General features: G+C 66.5%; 14 protein-coding genes. 8 read left to right on the top strand and 6 right to left on the bottom strand.

All coding sequences use genetic code 11. The features are described from left to right. Window positions 1–106 precede the first annotated feature (106 nt). From O0882_RS11955 to O0882_RS11945, 3 genes are read left to right on the top strand one after another with little or no spacing between them, the layout of a single operon-like run. Window positions 107–1,744, top strand: coding sequence for a response regulator (locus O0882_RS11955; protein WP_289948163.1), 1,638 nt, complete (start codon window positions 107–109; stop codon window positions 1,742–1,744). Continuing rightward, entirely contained in the window at window positions 1,741–2,769 is a 1,029-nt protein-coding gene (locus tag O0882_RS11950; protein WP_289948161.1) for an NrtA/SsuA/CpmA family ABC transporter substrate-binding protein, read from the top strand. The genes O0882_RS11955 and O0882_RS11950 overlap by 4 nt, the downstream gene beginning before the upstream one ends. A gap of 10 nt (window positions 2,770–2,779) precedes the next feature. Beyond that, window positions 2,780–5,293 carry an ATP-binding protein gene (locus O0882_RS11945; protein WP_289948158.1) on the top strand — a complete coding sequence of 838 codons (2,514 nt, stop codon included), beginning with the start codon at window positions 2,780–2,782 and terminating at the stop codon, window positions 5,291–5,293. 68 nt (window positions 5,294–5,361) lie between these two features. Here O0882_RS11945 and O0882_RS11940 read toward each other — a convergent pair whose 3' ends face one another. From O0882_RS11940 to O0882_RS11925, 4 genes are all read right to left on the bottom strand, one after another. After that, complete coding sequence (locus O0882_RS11940; RefSeq protein ID WP_289948156.1) at window positions 5,362–5,916, bottom strand: hypothetical protein; 555 nt, start codon at window positions 5,914–5,916, stop codon at window positions 5,362–5,364. Window positions 5,917–6,076: 160 nt separating this feature from the next. After that, the gene (locus tag O0882_RS11935) at window positions 6,077–8,503 is read right to left on the bottom strand and encodes a TonB-dependent receptor (RefSeq protein ID WP_289948154.1); all 2,427 of its coding nucleotides are present in this window, start codon (window positions 8,501–8,503) and stop codon (window positions 6,077–6,079) included. A 62-nt stretch (window positions 8,504–8,565) separates the two neighbouring features. Then, entirely contained in the window at window positions 8,566–9,540 is a 975-nt protein-coding gene (locus tag O0882_RS11930) for a FecR domain-containing protein (protein ID WP_289948152.1), read from the bottom strand. Then, on the bottom strand, window positions 9,519–9,989 hold the full coding sequence (locus O0882_RS11925; protein WP_289948477.1) for a sigma-70 family RNA polymerase sigma factor: 471 nt from the start codon (window positions 9,987–9,989) through the stop codon (window positions 9,519–9,521). The genes O0882_RS11930 and O0882_RS11925 overlap by 22 nt, the downstream gene beginning before the upstream one ends. Before the next feature lie 227 nt (window positions 9,990–10,216). Between O0882_RS11925 and O0882_RS11920 the strand changes: the two genes are divergently transcribed. Beyond that, a complete protein-coding gene (locus O0882_RS11920) occupies window positions 10,217–11,203 on the top strand; it encodes a magnesium and cobalt transport protein CorA (RefSeq protein ID WP_289948150.1) in 987 nt (328 codons plus the stop codon). Between the two features lie 9 nt (window positions 11,204–11,212). Here the strand turns inward: O0882_RS11920 and O0882_RS11915 are convergent, their stop codons facing one another. Continuing rightward, the gene (locus O0882_RS11915; RefSeq protein ID WP_289948148.1) at window positions 11,213–11,365 is read right to left on the bottom strand and encodes a hypothetical protein; all 153 of its coding nucleotides are present in this window, start codon (window positions 11,363–11,365) and stop codon (window positions 11,213–11,215) included. Further along, window positions 11,362–11,910: an alpha/beta hydrolase gene (locus tag O0882_RS11910; RefSeq protein ID WP_289948146.1), complete on the bottom strand. Its 549-nt coding sequence runs from the start codon at window positions 11,908–11,910 to the stop codon at window positions 11,362–11,364. The genes O0882_RS11915 and O0882_RS11910 overlap by 4 nt, the downstream gene beginning before the upstream one ends. A gap of 320 nt (window positions 11,911–12,230) precedes the next feature. Between O0882_RS11910 and O0882_RS11905 the strand changes: the two genes are divergently transcribed. The 4 genes from O0882_RS11905 (at window position 12,231) to O0882_RS11890 (ending at window position 15,041) form a co-directional block, all read left to right on the top strand. Next, the gene (locus O0882_RS11905; RefSeq protein ID WP_289948145.1) at window positions 12,231–12,542 is read left to right on the top strand and encodes a hypothetical protein; all 312 of its coding nucleotides are present in this window, start codon (window positions 12,231–12,233) and stop codon (window positions 12,540–12,542) included. Window positions 12,543–12,812: 270 nt separating this feature from the next. Further along, entirely contained in the window at window positions 12,813–13,547 is a 735-nt protein-coding gene (locus O0882_RS11900) for an STN domain-containing protein (RefSeq protein WP_289948143.1), read from the top strand. Beyond that, a complete protein-coding gene (locus O0882_RS11895) occupies window positions 13,537–14,079 on the top strand; it encodes an RNA polymerase sigma factor (RefSeq protein WP_071077582.1) in 543 nt (180 codons plus the stop codon). Before O0882_RS11900 ends, O0882_RS11895 begins: the two co-directional genes overlap by 11 nt. 14 nt (window positions 14,080–14,093) lie before the next feature. Then, complete coding sequence (locus O0882_RS11890; protein WP_289948140.1) at window positions 14,094–15,041, top strand: FecR domain-containing protein; 948 nt, start codon at window positions 14,094–14,096, stop codon at window positions 15,039–15,041. Window positions 15,042–15,083: the final 42 nt, after the last annotated feature.

Below are 15,083 nucleotides of genomic sequence, written 5' to 3'. Positions count from 1 at the left end.
CGTGACAATTCGTGTATTTTTGGTAATTCGCAAGTGTTATGCTCGAAAAGCATCTTGCAGGCCTGCCTCCGCTCCGCGAGGCGCAGGTGGGGCGCCAGGAGAATGCATGAACAGCTCATCAATGCCGCCGCGTATCCTCATCGTCGACGACGAGCTGGCGCACATGCGCGCGCTGTGCGACACCTTGCGGGGGCAGGCCTACGACACGACGGGACTCGTCTCTGGCGAGGCGGCGCTGTCCCTGCTGGCCGTCGAATCGTTCGACCTGCTGCTGGTCGACCTGATGATGCCTGGCATGAACGGCATCGCCGTGGTGGAAGCGGCGCGGCAGATCGATCCGGACCTGGCCTGCATCATCATGACGGGCGAAGGCACGATCGCCTCGGCCGTGCAGGCCATGCAGGCGGGTGCGCTCGACTATGTCGTCAAGCCGTTCAAGGTGTCGGGCATCCTGCTGATACTGGCGCGCGCGCTGGAAACGCGCCAGCTGCGCATCGCCAATGCGCGCCTGGAACTGCTGCTGCGCCAGCACACGGACGAACTCGACGCCATGAACAAGGATTTGCAGCTGGCGCGCGAAGTGGCCGAGCGGGCGAACCAGGAAAAGACCAATTTCCTGTCCAGCATGAGCCACGAGCTGCGTACGCCGCTCAACGCCATCCTGGGCTTTTCGCAGATGCTGATGTCCGACTCCATCCCCTCGACGGCGCAGGAAAAGAAAATCTTTGCCTCGCACATCTTCGGCGCGGGCCGGCACCTGCTGACTTTGATCAACGATATCCTCGATATCGCCAAAATCGAGTCGGGCAATATGTCGCTGTCTATGGAGCCGGTCGAGCTGGCCGGCATCTACCACGAATGCTGGCAAATGATGGAACCGCTGGCGCGCAAGCGCGGCATCACTTTGACGTTCGTGGAAGCGGTCGGCCTGCATGTGCTGGCCGACCGTACACGCCTCAAGCAAGTACTGCTCAACTTGCTGTCGAACGCCGTCAAGTACAACCGGGAACAGGGCGAAATCCACGTCGATTGCCAGCCCGTCGACGCACGGCAGCTGCGCCTGTCCGTGCGCGACACGGGCGGCGGGCTGAGCGCCGCGCAGCTCGAAGCGCTGTTCCAGCCCTTCAACCGCCTGGGACGCGATGCGCGCGACGAGGAGGGCACGGGCCTGGGGCTGGTGGTCAGCAAGCGCCTGGCCGAAGCCATGCAGGCCAGGCTGGGCGTGGCCAGCACGCCCGGACGCGGCAGCACCTTCTGGCTCGATATCGCCAGTTGCCCGGCGCGCCAGCCGCAGCAGGAAAGTGCACACCTGTCCGCCATTGCCCGGCCCGCGGAAACGGTACGGCTGCCGGACCGCAAGACGCTGCTGTATGTGGAAGACAACCCCCTGAATCTGGCCCTGGTGGCGGGCCTGATCCATTTTCGCCCCGACCTCGACCTGCTGTCGGCCGGCGACGGGCAAACGGGCCTGGACCTGGCGCGCCGCCACCTGCCGCAGCTGATACTGATGGACAGCGACCTGCCCGACATCAGCGGCACGCAAGTCATGCAGCTGCTGCGCGCCGATGTCCGCACCGCGCATATTCCCGTCATCGTCCTGACGGCCGTGGCCGGGCCGGGCGATATCCGCCAGGGGCTGGCGGCTGGCTTTTACCGCTACCTCACCAAGCCGCTCGACGTGCAGGCGTTTTCCGAGGCCGTCAACAGCGCGCTGGAGTCGGCCACGGCGCAGCGCAGCGCATGAACGGCGCCGCGCCGGTGCGGCGGGTGATCTGGCTGGCGGCCATCGCGCTGTTGCTGGCGCTGGCCGCCGCGGCCATCTGGCGCTTCAATGCCCGTCCCGCTGCGCCGCCCGGCCCGGTGGAAGTGCTGCGCCTGGCCGTGAATGCGGAATACGTGGGCAGCTGCCCCGTGTTGGCCGCGCGCGCACGCGGTTATTTCGCGCGCGAGGGCGTCGACGCGCTGCTGCAACCGTATTCGTCGGGCAAGGCGTCGCTGGAAGCCGTGCTGCAGGGCAGGGCCGACCTGGGGACCGTGTCCGACATCCCCGTGGTGCTGGCCAGCCTGCAGAACCAGTCCGTCGTCATCATCGCCAGCATCTTCGAAGCCGAGCGCGACCACGGCATCGTGGGGCGCCTGGACCACGGCGTGTCCACGCCCGCCAGCCTGAAAGGCAAGCGCATCGGCGTCACCTTGGGCACCTCCGGCCATTTCACGCTGGACGCTTTCCTGAACCGCCAGAAGCTGCTGCCCGCGGAAGTCACCTTGCGCAACTACCCTCCGGACCAGCTGGCCGCTGCGCTGGCGCGGGGCGAGGTCGACGCGGCGGCCGGCTGGGAGCCCTTCCTGACGGGCATGACGCATGCCATCGCGGGCAAGGCGGCCATCTTCTATGGCGAGGATGTGTATGCGGGCCTGTTCAATGTGGCCGGCATGGGCGACTTTGTGCGCAGCCACCCGGCGACGATGCGCAAGGTGCTGCGCGCGCTGCTTGCCGGCGCGCGCTTTTGCCGCGACGAGCCCGACGCCGCGCGCGCCCTGTTTCGCACGGCGTCGGCCGGCGAGGCGGCGCGCCTGCAGGCGGCCTGGCACGGTTATCAGTTTGGCATCGTGCTTGACCAGGGCTTGCTGCTGGCGCTGGAAGACGAGGCGCGCTGGGCCATCAAGAACCGCCTGGCCGGGAACGGCGAGATGCCGAACTTCCTCGACGCCGTGTATCTGGACGGCCTGGAAGCTGTGGCGCCATCGGCCGTGACGGTCATTCATTGAGAAAGCCACCGTGAAAATCGTAACGCGCTTCAAGCTGGCCGAACTGTTTTGCGTGCTGCTGGTGGCCATCATCGTCGCCGTGCTGTTCTCCACCACCATGGCGATGCAGCGCGAACTGGCGAAGAACAAGGCGGCGGCCGATATCCTGCAAGCGGTCACGTCGCTGCGCTACCTGTCGATCGAATATGCGCTGCACCATGGCGCGCGCACGCGCGCCCAGTGGCAGCTGCGCAGCGAATCGCTGGCCACGGGCTTGCTGGCCACCCCTGCCTTCAGCACCGGCGAGGAGCGCGCGCTGTTGCGCGAATTGCAGGGCGACCTGGCCGGCGTGGGCGCCCTGTTCGAGCTGTTTGTGGCGAATCACCGCGAGCTGGGGCAGGACCCGCGGCGGCGCGAGGTGCTGGGCGAACTGGAGTCGCGCCTGTCCGGCCAGATCATGGGCAAGGTGCAGGGCATGATCTCGGACGCGATGCGGCTGTCCGAATTGAGCCGGCAAGGCGTGCTCGATGCGCAGCAGCGGGCCAACGTCGCCGTGATGCTGTTTGGCGGCATGATCATCGCCCTGGTGGCTGGCTTGATCTACTTCACCGTGACCAGCGTCACGGGACCGCTGGAAAAGCTGCGCCAGGGGACCCTGATCGTCGGCGCCGGCAAGCTCGATTTTGCGCTCGGCCTGCACACCAGGAATGAAATCGGCGACCTGGCGCGCGCCTTCGACGGCATGACGGAAAAGCTGCGCCGCACCACCGTCTCGCGCGACGAGCTGGCGCACACGAATGCCGCCCTGGAAACGCAGATCGCCGAGCGCCAGTTGGCCGAGCGCAAGGTGCATGAGCAGCTCGAGCGGCTGAACCTGCTACAGCAGATCACGCGCTCGATCGGCGAGCGGCAGGACTTGCGCAGCATCTTCCAGGTGGTGGTGCGCAGCCTGGAAGACCAGCTGCCCATCGATTTCAGCTGCATCTGCCTGTACGAACCGTCGCAGCACGCGCTGCAGGTGACGTGCGTGGGCGTGCGCAGCGAGGCGCTGGCGCTGTCGTTCATGATGGGCGAGCAGGCGCACATCCCCATCGACGAGAATGGCCTGTCGAGCTGCGTGTGCGGCAAGCTCGTGTATGAAGCCGACATCGCCGAAGTGGCGTTTCCGTTTCCGCAGCGGCTGGCGCAAGGGGGGCTGCGCGCTCTCGTCATGGCGCCGCTGCTGGCTGAAAACACGGTCTTCGGCATCCTGATCGTGGCGCGCCGCGCCGCGCACAGTTTCACCAGCGGCGAATGCGAATTCCTCAGCCAGCTGAGCGAGCATGTGGCACTGGCGGCCAACCAGGCACAGCTCTACGGCGCGCTGCAGCGCGCGTATGACGACTTACGCCAGACGCAGCAGTCGGTGATGCAGCAGGAGCGCCTGCGCGCGCTGGGGCAGATGGCCAGCGGCATCGCGCACGACATCAACAACGCCATTTCCCCCGTGGCCCTGTACACCGAGTCCTTGCTGGAGACGGAAACCAATCTCAGTCCGCAGGGCCGGCATTGCCTGGAAGTCATCGAACGCGCCATCGACGATGTGGCCGCCACCGTGGCGCGCATGCGCGAATTCTACCGCCAGCGCGAACCGCAGCTGGCGCTGTCGCCCATCGACGCCAACCTGGTGGTGCAGCAGGTGCTGGACCTGACGCGCGCGCGCTGGAGCGACATGCCGCAGCAGCGCGGCATCGTCATCGCCCTGCGCACGGAGCTGGCGGACGCTCTGCCCATGCTGCCCGGCAGCGTGGGCGAAATCCGCGAAGCGCTGACCAACCTGGTCTTCAACGCCGTCGACGCCATGCCGGACGGCGGCACCCTGAGCGTGCGCACCAGCTGCACCGGCGCAGCGGGAGAGGCGCGGCAGGTGCGCATCGAGGTGGGCGACACGGGCATCGGCATGGACGAGAATACCCGCCGCCGTTGCCTGGAACCATTTTTCACCACCAAGGGCGAGCGGGGCACGGGCCTGGGCCTGGCCATGGTGTACGGCATGATGGAGCGCCATGGCGCCAGCATCGACATCCTCACGGCGCCGGGGCAGGGCACGGCGGTGCGCCTGGATTTCCCCGCCTGCGCCGCGGACGAAAGGGAGGATGCGCCCGACGCGGCCCACGTTGTGCCGCCACGCCTGCGCATCCTGGTGGTGGACGACGACCCGATGGTGCTCAAGTCCCTGCGCGACATCCTGGAAATCGATGGCCACGAGGTGGTGTCCGCCGATGGGGGCCAGGCCGGCATCGACTGCTTCCAGGCCGCGTACGACCGGCACGAACACTTTGCGGTGGTCATCACGGACCTGGGCATGCCCCACGTGGACGGGCGCAAGGTGGCCAGCGCCGTGCGCCAGTGCTCGCCGGCCACGCCCATCATCATGCTCACCGGCTGGGGCCAGCGCCTGGCGGCCGACAGCGACTATCCCGAACACGTCGACTGCGTGCTGGGCAAGCCGCCCCGGCTGAAGGAGTTGCGGCGCGCCTTGAATGCGGTCATGTCGACGGGGTAAGGTAAGGCCTGGGAGGGAGGGGCACGGCAGTCAGCGCCTTGCCCGGTTGCTGGCAGGGGAGGGGTTTACTATGCTTTCGTGCAAGTCGTTTCGGTAATATCCAGGTTCGCGGCCTTGCCGCTGGCATCCGAGAAAACCGTGTCATACAGAAATTGTACGGCGTAATCTTTCACCACCAGGTTGCCGCTGGCATTCAGGCGGAATTCCCGTCCCCGTCCAATCGGCGCATCTTGCGTGCTATAAATGCCCGCATAGCCGATTTTATCGGCGAGGTGGATCACCGGATAGATGCGGTCGTTGATCAATCGGCTGGCAAGATTGCCGGCGCCGCCATAATGCGCGGTATCGGGACCTGTGATGATGCCCTGGTTCAAGGACAGCGTTTGTGCCGACGCCCCCAGATAAGGGTAATAGGCGAGCCCCGATATCTGCAAGGTATCGCCGGCGCCGGCGGCGATCTGTCCCAGCGTCTGCGAGCCGGTTGCACACTTCCACTTGCCGTCCAATGTACCGCTGCTGATGGCCGCGATGACTGATGGCGCAGGTGCGGCATCGCCGCCACCTCCACCGCCGCCACAGGCGGAGAGCATGGTTGCAAGCATAGTGATGATGATTTTTTTCATAATAGGGTCGATGATGCCGGCAAGGCTTGCCGTGGCGCGCCGTGATTTTACGGATATTTCCACAAGGAAAGCTCACGAATTGTCACATGGCGCGCTATCGCTCTCTTGCCATGAAAAACGCTGGTACCGGTGCGCCTCGCCTGCGCTCCGGTACCAGGGTTCAGAACCGGTACGTCAACGTCCCCCGCACGCTGCGCGGCATGCCGTACGTGCCTTGCGCATAAGTGTTGATGTTGATGTACTTCTTGTCGAGTACATTTTCCACGTTCAGCTGGCCCGTCAGCTGGCGCGACAACTGCCAGGTGGCCATCAGGCTAAGCGTGCTGTAGGCTGGCTGCGTCACGCGCTCCTTGCCGTTTGGCCCCTCATCGTCAAAGTAGAACTTGCTTTGCCAGTTGACGCCGCCGCCCACGGTGAGGTCGGGCTTGACTTTCCAGGTGGTGAACAGGCGTGCCGTCGAGCGGGGCGACAGGGTGTTGATGTCTTGCTGTTCGCGGTCCTTGGCGCGGAAGTGGCTGGCGCTGACCGTCACGCTCCAGCCCGGCGCCAGGCGGCCCGACAGTTCTCCCTCGATGCCGCGGCTGGTGGCGCCGCGCGCCGCGTAATACGCTTGCGTGGTGGTGCCGGGGACGCGATGGGCGCCGTCCGGCTGGGCCAGCTTGTCCTGCCTGATTTCGAAGACGCCGATGGAAGCATTGGCCTGGCCCCCGGCCAATTCTCCCTTCACGCCCATTTCGAAGCTCTGGCCCGTCAATGGGTCCAGCCAGGCGCCTGCGCGGTCCTGGTTTTCCTGCGGGCGGAAGATGTCCGTGTAGCTGGCATACGCGGAATACGTGTCGTTCAGGTCCATCACCACGCCCGCGTACGGCACGAACTTGCTCTTGGCGAAGGCAAAGCGGGCGCTGCCGTCAAAGCCGATGCGGTCCTTGTCCCAGTGCGTCAATCGCCCGCCGAGGATCAGCTTGATGTGGTCGGCAAGATTCAGGCGCGCCGCGCCGTAGGCGCCATATTGCCTGGTCGTGTATTTTTCCGACAACACGGGCTCGCCCCAGGCCGGTTGCGGATAGCTGCCGTCCCAGGCGAGGAAATTGCCGATCGGTTCAGGATCGAGCGCTTCCTTGACGCTGAACTCGGCGTGCTGCACCGTGTAGTTGGCGCCCACGATGACTTCATGCGCGCGTCCGCCCAGGGTAAAGGGTCCGGACAGCTTGACGTCGGCGCTGCTCTGGTCGCGTGCGCCGATGTAGCGGTTCGGGTAACCGAGCATGCCCAGGCCCGTGATGCGGTCGGGCCGTTCGGCCAGGAACACCAGAGGCGTGTCTTCCGTGTGCTTGCTGTACATGGCTTGCGCCTGCGCTTTCCAGCCCTGGCCCAGAGCGTGTTCCACGGTGGCGTGCACGTTCGTCTGCTCGGTGGCCCATGCGGCCCAGCGGGGCGCCGTGGTGACGGAACGGTCGAAATTGGTGCGCGAGCCGTCGCTGTACCACAGGGGGAAGCCGCCCCAGTTACTGCCTTTCGGATCGTTCTTCTGGTAGCTGGCCCCCAGCGTGGCCACGCTGCCGGGCGCCAGGTCCGCCTCGACGGTAGCGTAGACGAGCTGGCGCTGGTTCGAATAGCCATTGGTAAACGACTTGCGGTCCTGCCAGGCGCCCGCCACCCGGCCGCGCACGGAGCCGTCCCCGTTCAGCGGCGTGGCCAGGTCGAGCGTGCCCCGGTAATCGCTCCAGGAGCCGGCCGCCAGCGACCATTGCCCTTCGAATTGTCTGGCGCTGGCCCGCTTGCGCACCAGGTTGATCGAGGCTGACGGGTAGCCCGCACCCGTCAGCAAGCCCGTGGCGCCCCGCGTCACCTCCACGCGGTCGTAGATGAGCGAATCCATTTCCGATTCGCCGCCTGAATACTGCACCTTATAGGTGGTGGGCACGCCGTCGTACTGGAAATTGTCGACGTCGAAGCCGCGCGCGGAAAAGGTGCTGCGTTCCGTGTCGAACTGGTTGACGGCGATGCCGGGTGTGTTGCGCAGCACGTCGCGCACCGTCAGCAAGTCCTGGTCATCCATGCGCTGGCGCGTGATGACGCTGACCGATTGCGGCGTTTCGCGCAGCGACAGCACCAATCCGGTGGCGCTGGCCGTGGCCGGCGTCGTGTACGAACCCGTGCCGTCCGTGCTGGTGCTGCGCTCGGCCGTGGCATGCACGGCGATGCCGGGCAGGGTGGCCGCATCGGCTGCTGACGGCAGCCGGCGTACGGCATAGTTGCCGCCGCCCTGCTGGACGGCAACCAGGCCGCTGCCGTCCAGCAGGCGGGCGAAACCGTCGGCCACCTGGTAATTGCCGCTCAAGCCACGGCTGTTCAAGCCTGCGTACAGGCTGGCGGCGCCGGAAATGCTGACCCCGGCGTCGGCCGCAAACTCGGACAGAACGGTGCCGAGGGGGCCGGCGGCCACCTGGTAGTGGCGCGCGGTTCCGTCCTGCCGATGCTGGAGCTGCTGGGCGTGCGCGCACGGCGTCAAGGCCAGGCTGCCCAGCAGGGCCAGGGTCATGGTGGTGTGGCGGTAGTGCTTCATCAGGTGTTTCCCTTCGTTCATGTGTTGGTCCTGTGTGGATTGACGGGGCACATGGGGGAAAGGGACATACTTTTCAAAAAACTTTATGCGGGCTCGACAGAAATCCACCAACGGCTGTGGCGCCGCACGCGGATGGGCAGCGACGCTTGCAGCAGGGCAAGCAGGGCGTCCGTGTCGCGCAGCTGGTACACGCCCGACACGCGCAGCCGTGCCACGGTCGGATCGCAGCGCACCACGCCGTGGCGGTAGCGGCTGAGCTGTGTCAGCACCTGGGCCAGCGGCGTGTCGTCCGCGTACAGCAGGCCCTTGAGCCACGCGCAGGCATGCGGCGCCAGCGGCTGGGGCGCGCTGGTGGCCGTTTCATCGAAACTGGCTTGCCAGCCCGCCTGCACGATGACGGGCCTGCCTTCGGCGGGCCGCACCTCCACGGCGCCCTGTGACACGGCCACGTGGGTGCGCGCGCCCAGCAGACGGTCCTCCTGGCGCACCGTGAAGCGCGTGCCGAGGGCGCGGATGCTGCCATTGCCGGTGCGCACGATGAAGGGACGGCCGAGGGGATCGGGGCCGGTCGCCACATGCAGCTCGCCAGCACGCAGCAGGATCAGACGCAGCGCGTCGCTGAAGACGATATCGGCGGCGCTGGCCGTATTCAGGCTCAGGCCGCTGCCGTCGGCCAAGGTGAGGTGGCGGATTTCGCCTGTCGCCGTGCGCAGGTCGGCCGTCCATGCCTGCCACGGCGCCGCGCGCAGCATGGCCCAGCCGGTTGGCCCGGCGACGATCAGCAGGGCCAGGGTTTTCAGGGCGGCGCGGCGCTGCGCGCCGGCCGGGCGGTCCAGCACCGGCATGGCCAGCGGCGGGGGTAGCATGCCGAACGTGCGGCACACTTGCTCGGCCCGTTGCCAGGCCGTTTCGTGGTCGGGGTGGGCGGCGCGCCAGCGGGCCAGCCCTTGCCGGGCGGCAGCGTCGAGTTCGCCACCTTGCAGCCGCATCATCCAGTGCGCCGCTTCGCGCGCGGCGCGCGCCTCGATGGCCGTGCTCATGCCAGCAGCAGGATGCATTGCGTCAGTGCCTGCACCATGTAGCGCTTGACGGTGCGCTCGCTGACATGCAGGCGCGCGGCGATGTCCGCATACGCCATGCCTTCTAGCTGCGACAGCAGGAAGGCCGTGCGCACCTTCGCGCCCAGGCCGTCGAGCATGGCATCGATCTGGTGCAGGGTTTCCAGGATCAGCAAGCGTTCCTCTACCGATGGCGCGGTGGGCGCGGGCAGTTGCGCCAGGGTGGCCAGCCAGGCTTGCTCCAGCGACTGGCGGCGGTAATGGTCGATCAGCAGGCGGCGCGCCACGGTGGTCAGGTAGGCGCGCGGCTCGCGCAGGGTGAAGGCAGGTTCGCCTGGCGTGGCCAGCAGCTTGACGAAGGTATCCTGCGCCAGGTCGGCCGCGTGATCGGTACACGACAATTTACCGCGCAGCCAGCGCAGCAGCCAGGGATGGTGCTGGCCATACATCTGAGCTAAAGGATCGGCGGCAGGCGATACGGCATACGTCACGGCACACTCCAGGTTGGCGCGGAAGTCCCGTGCCGCTGGCGCATGCAGGCCCTTCTTAAATGCGAATGGTTATCATTTTACATTGGCGTGCCCGAATGTCAATGCGTTGGAGGTGTTGGCATGGTGATCATGGTCTTTCCGCTATACTGGCCCCCCAATATTGCCGCCATTAGCCGAAAATCACCATGGACCTGAGTACCCACGCCGCCGTCGTCAATTGCGAAGCATATCGCGATGGCAGGAAGATCGCCCATTTCGACATCGACAAGGTGGGCGACTTCCTCGGCGACCCCGATTGTTTCGTGTGGATAGGCCTGGCCGGTCCCGATAGCATCGCCATGCAGGCGCTGGAGTCCGCTTTTGGCTTGCACGAACTGGCCGTCGAGGATGCGCAGGGCGCGCACGAGCGTCCCAAGCTGGAAGAGTACGGCGACACGCTGTTCATGGTGATGCACACGGCTACCCTGGACGGCGGCGCCATCGTGTACGGCGAAACACACGTCTTTCTCGGCCCCCGCTTCATCATCACGGTGCGCCATGGCGCCTCGGCCGGTTATGCAAAGTTGCGTGAGCGCAAGGAAAGCGTGCCCGAGAAACTGGCCAGAGGCCCTGGCTACGTGCTGTATTCCATCATCGACTTCATCGTCGACCAGTACCAGCCCTGCATCGACCATTTGCAGTCGCGCTTCCAGCACTACGAGCTGCAACTGTTCCAGCCCAGTCTCTCCGAAGACAAGCTGCAGGATTTCTACCAGCTCAAGACGGAACTGCTCAAGCTCGATGCGGCCGTCAATCCCCTGCACGACATTTGCACCCAGCTGATCCGTTTCCATGGCGACATCGTGCCGAAGGAAAACCGCATCTATTACCGCGACATCCTCGACCACGTCAAACGGGTCACGCACACGGCGGGGCAGATGCGCGAACTGGTCAATTCAGCCATGCAGGTGGCGCTGGGGCAAATCTCGATCCGCCAGAACGAGGTGGTCAAGCGCCTGGCCGCCTGGGCCGCCATCCTGGCCGTGCCCACCATGGTCTTCAGCCTGTACGGCATGAACTTCGAATTCATGCCGGAACTGAAGTGGCGCGGCAGCTATCCGGCCGTGATCGTCGTCATCATCGCCGGCTGCTACTGGCTGCACCGGCGCCTGAAGCGCGAAGGCTGGCTGTAGCCAGCCGCCTTACGCGCCCGCCACCGCGCCAGCCGCTTCCAGTATCAGCGCCGCCACTTCCACGGGCCGCGAGGCCAGCGAGGCGTGGCTGGCGTTGAGCGTGATGACTTTCCGCGCTTGCAGGCGCGCTGCCATGCGCTCCTGGTTGACGGGGGAAATCATGCGGTCGGCACTGGAAATCTGGTACCAGCTGGGTTTATGCTTCCAGGCCGGGTCGCTGACGGTGTCGCCAAAGGTGCTGGCCAGCGGCGCTTTCTGCACCACGCCCAGCACGGCGCCTTCTTCCGCATCGAGGTCCTGGCAAAAGCTGTCATGGTATTGCTCGGGCTTGACCCACAGATAGCCGTCGCTGTCGCCTTCCAGACTGGCTGCGCCCAGGGGGGGTGTTCCTGCGTGATGCTGCCCGCGCTTTCGCCCGCATCGGGCGCGAAGGCGGCGATATACACGAGGCCGACCACATTCGGCGCATTGCCGGCCACGCTGATGACGGCGCCGCCGTAGGAGTGTCCTACCAGTAATACCGGGCCATTGACCTGCGCCACCATCTTGCGCGTGCGCTCGGCGTCGTCGGCCAGCGAGGTCAAGGGCAGTTCGACGGCGCGGATGGCCGTATGGCCCTGGCGCCGCAATTCGACAATGACGCGGCTCCAGTGGGCGGCGCCGCCCCAGAAACCGTGGACGAGGACGATGGTGGTCTGATTGTTCATGCTGATACTCCTTGTGGCGGGGGCTGACCTTGCATGCCATGCCGCCTGTCAGCAGGCTGCGGCGCGGCGGCCGGCGGCATGCCGGTCCAGCCCTATTGTAGACGCGTGCGGGCGTCGCCAGCGCCAAGCGCGGTTGCAAGCATTCGAGAGATTTGGCGCGCAATTAGCTGCTACCATGGATTCGTCATACCGTTTGCGAGTTAGCTTATGCGGAAATGCCCGCGGCGGCGGCTCGTCCCTTGCCGAGTCACGGCGCGGTCTCGCACAAGCGCTGATGCAAGCCGTGGGCCGGTTCATGGTTTACCTGTCGAGGAGCAGCAATGAAACGTCATTTTCTGAGCACCCTGTTGGTATCGATGTCCTTCCTTGTGCTGGCGCAGGCGCCGGCCCTGGCCCAGGACAAGCCGGCGAAACCGGCCAGCGGCGAGATGGCCAAGCCCGAGACCCCGGTCGCCGCGCCCAACGCGGCATGCGATGTCAACGCCACGGTACAGCAGTGCTGCTCGGCGGCCAAGTGTGGCGGCGATGTGCTGAGCAATCGCGATGCGCATAACTGCAAGGTGAAAAGCTCGGGCAAGAGCTGGCATCCTGCTGCGCGTAACGGCCAGCCGGCCGCCTGCCAGCGCATGTAGTCAGGCGCTCAGGCACGGGACAGGGCGGCGATGGCGTTGACCACCGCCGCCTCGTACCCGACGCGTACTCGATGAAGAAGTCGCCGTGCTTGCCATTGTCGATGGCCGGGCGGCGCCTGCCCGGCAGCGCGGCCGAGCATGGGGTGAAGAATGGCGGAAGGCGGCGGCTGGTCACGGCGTGTCACGATGGTGTCACTTTTGCCGTGTAGCCTGCTGCTGTCGATGGGTCATCCATCGGCAACAGCCCCATTTCGAGAACAGGACGATAGCGTGATGACAGCAAGCCCGGCGTCGCTCAGTGTGCTGGCGCTGGCCGGATGCCTGCTGCTGGCCGGCTTCGCCGCGACAGGAACGGCGCACGCCACGCCGTCGCTGTATGCGTTCCAGATTCCTGCCCAGCCGCTCGCCGATGCGCTCAGGGCGTATGGCCTGATCACGGGGATTTCCGTGCTGGCGCCCAGCGGCGCCTTGCGCCAGCGCTACAGCAGTGCCGTGCAAGGCAGCTTGCCGGCGCCGGAGGCGCTGCAGCGCCTGCTGTCGGGCACCGGCCTGCAGGCCCATTTTCCAGCGGCGAATGCCGCCATCATCCAGCTGCCTGCCGGCGATACCCCGGCCACGCCGCCACTCCCACCAGAAAGCGGTCCCATCGCCCTGGATGCCATCGATGCCGTGCATGCGGACGGCGCTGATTATGGCGCTTATGTCAGCGGCGTGCAGGCGCAATTGCTGCGCGTCCTGTGCCGCTCGGCCCTGACGCGCCCCGGCAGCTACCGTCTGGCGCTACGCTTGCGCATCGCCGCGTCGGGCAGCGTGGCGACGCTGAAACAGGCGGGCAGCACGGGACGCCCGCTGCGCGATGCGGTGATCTCGCGCAACTTGCGTGCGCAGGTATTCGAGCCGCCGCCGCCGGCCATGCCGCAGCCGATCACCATTCTGCTGCGCCCGGATGACGCGGGCGGCGCCTGCCAGCCGGCGCCCGCGGAGGACCAGGCAGATGCCCGATAGCTTGCGCGCGCGCCTGCGCGGCGTGCTGGTGACGCGCTACGGCCAGTTGCGCCGCAAGCTTGAATACATCGTCGGCACCGGGGAGCGCGCGAGCGATGCCCTGCAGGAGACCTGGCTGCGCCTGGAGTCGATGCCCGGCAATACCGCCGTGCGCAATCCCGACGCCTACCTGCTGCAGATGGCGGTCAACGTCGCCACCGACCAGTACCGCCGCGAACACCGGAAATTGAACGATGCCGATATCGACGCCCTGTTCGACGTGGAAGATGAACTGGCCGATCCCGAACGCATCGTCGCGGCGCGCAGCGAGATCATCGCCCTGGAAGCGGCGCTGCGCCAGCTTACGCCGCGCCAGCGCGAGATCCTGCTGGCGGCGCATATCGATGGCCAGCTCAATCGCGAGATCGCCGCGCGCCTGGATATTTCGCTGAGCCTGGTGGAAAAAGAGTTGCGGCACGCCCTGCGACATTGCCAGCAATACGTGGGCGCGCCGGCAGACATGGCCGCCCGTGGCGGCCCGCGCCGCTTCTGATACGATTCTTCATCATGACCCAACACAGCAACGACAGCGACGGCGATATCGAGGAACAGGCGAGGCAATGGCTGGTGCGCCTGCGCTCGGGCCGGGCGAGCGAGGCCGATGCGCAGGCATTCGGCCGCTGGCGCGCGCAAAGTTCCCGCCACGCCCGGGCGGCGCGGGAACTGGGGCAGCTGTGGCGCGGCCTGCGCATGGCGGCGCCCGCGGTGGCGCGCGAGCAAGCCATGCGCGCACCGTCGCGCGGCCGGCGCGCCTTCCTGGGCGGCGCGCTGGCCACGGGCGTGGCGCTGCTGGCCTTGCGTCCGCCGCTGGCCCTGTGGCCGTCTGTGGGCGAACTGGCCGCCGACTATCGCACGGGCACGGGCGAGCAGCGCCAACTGGCGCTGGCCGGCGGCGCACAAGTGCGCATGAATACGCAGACACGCCTGAACCTGCGCGGCGCGGATGACGCCGCGTTCATCGAATTGCTGGCCGGTGAAGCGCAGATCGTCACGGGTGGCCGTGACGCGTGTACCGTGCTGGCCGGCGGCGCGCGGCTGCAGGCGCGCGCCGCCAGTTTCAACGTGCGCTGCCTTCCGGATGGTGACGTGGAATTGAGCTGCCTGGAAGGCCGGGTCGAGGTCGACCACCCGCAGCGGCGCACCACCTTGTCCGCGTCGCAGCAGTTGCGCTACGGCCCGGCCGCGCTGCGCCTGGCAGCGCCGGCCGATTCGCATGCCGTGCTGGCCTGGCGCCGCGGCCTGCTGCTGTTCAATGACACGCCGCTGGCGCAGGTGGTCGAGGAGCTCAACCGATACCGGCCCGGCAGAATCTTCCTGCAAAGCGAAGAGCTGGGCATGCGCCGCGTCCAGGCGCAGTTTTCCATCGATAAGCTCGATGTCGCCCTGGCGCTGATCCGCGACCTGTACGGCGCCCGGCTCACCTACTTGCCTGGCAATCTGGTCTTGCTCAGCTAGGCCCTGTCACACACACGCGCATCAAGCCGGGCGTGGACCCAC

The organism is Janthinobacterium sp. SUN073 (assembly GCF_030397665.1).
Taxonomy (GTDB): Bacteria; Pseudomonadota; Gammaproteobacteria; order Burkholderiales; family Burkholderiaceae_D; genus Janthinobacterium.
Note: the sequence above shows the minus strand (reverse complement) of the source record. Positions and strands in the feature narration are given on the sequence as shown.

Excerpts from the sequence above, each read along its gene's own strand:
- O0882_RS11935 (WP_289948154.1), bottom strand. The coding sequence starts at position 8,503 with ATGAACGAAGGGAAACACCTGATGAAGCACTACCGCCACACCACCATG.
- O0882_RS11950 (WP_289948161.1), top strand. The coding sequence starts at position 1,741 with ATGAACGGCGCCGCGCCGGTGCGGCGGGTGATCTGGCTGGCGGCCATC.
- O0882_RS11890 (WP_289948140.1), top strand. The coding sequence starts at position 14,094 with ATGACCCAACACAGCAACGACAGCGACGGCGATATCGAGGAACAGGCG.
- O0882_RS11940 (WP_289948156.1), bottom strand. The coding sequence starts at position 5,916 with ATGAAAAAAATCATCATCACTATGCTTGCAACCATGCTCTCCGCCTGT.
- O0882_RS11905 (WP_289948145.1), top strand. The coding sequence starts at position 12,231 with ATGAAACGTCATTTTCTGAGCACCCTGTTGGTATCGATGTCCTTCCTT.
- O0882_RS11895 (WP_071077582.1), top strand. The coding sequence starts at position 13,537 with ATGCCCGATAGCTTGCGCGCGCGCCTGCGCGGCGTGCTGGTGACGCGC.
- O0882_RS11955 (WP_289948163.1), top strand. The coding sequence starts at position 107 with ATGAACAGCTCATCAATGCCGCCGCGTATCCTCATCGTCGACGACGAG.
- O0882_RS11925 (WP_289948477.1), bottom strand. The coding sequence starts at position 9,989 with ATGTATGGCCAGCACCATCCCTGGCTGCTGCGCTGGCTGCGCGGTAAA.
- O0882_RS11915 (WP_289948148.1), bottom strand. The coding sequence starts at position 11,365 with ATGATTTCCCCCGTCAACCAGGAGCGCATGGCAGCGCGCCTGCAAGCG.
- O0882_RS11920 (WP_289948150.1), top strand. The coding sequence starts at position 10,217 with ATGGACCTGAGTACCCACGCCGCCGTCGTCAATTGCGAAGCATATCGC.
- O0882_RS11930 (WP_289948152.1), bottom strand. The coding sequence starts at position 9,540 with ATGCATCCTGCTGCTGGCATGAGCACGGCCATCGAGGCGCGCGCCGCG.
- O0882_RS11910 (WP_289948146.1), bottom strand. The coding sequence starts at position 11,910 with ATGAACAATCAGACCACCATCGTCCTCGTCCACGGTTTCTGGGGCGGC.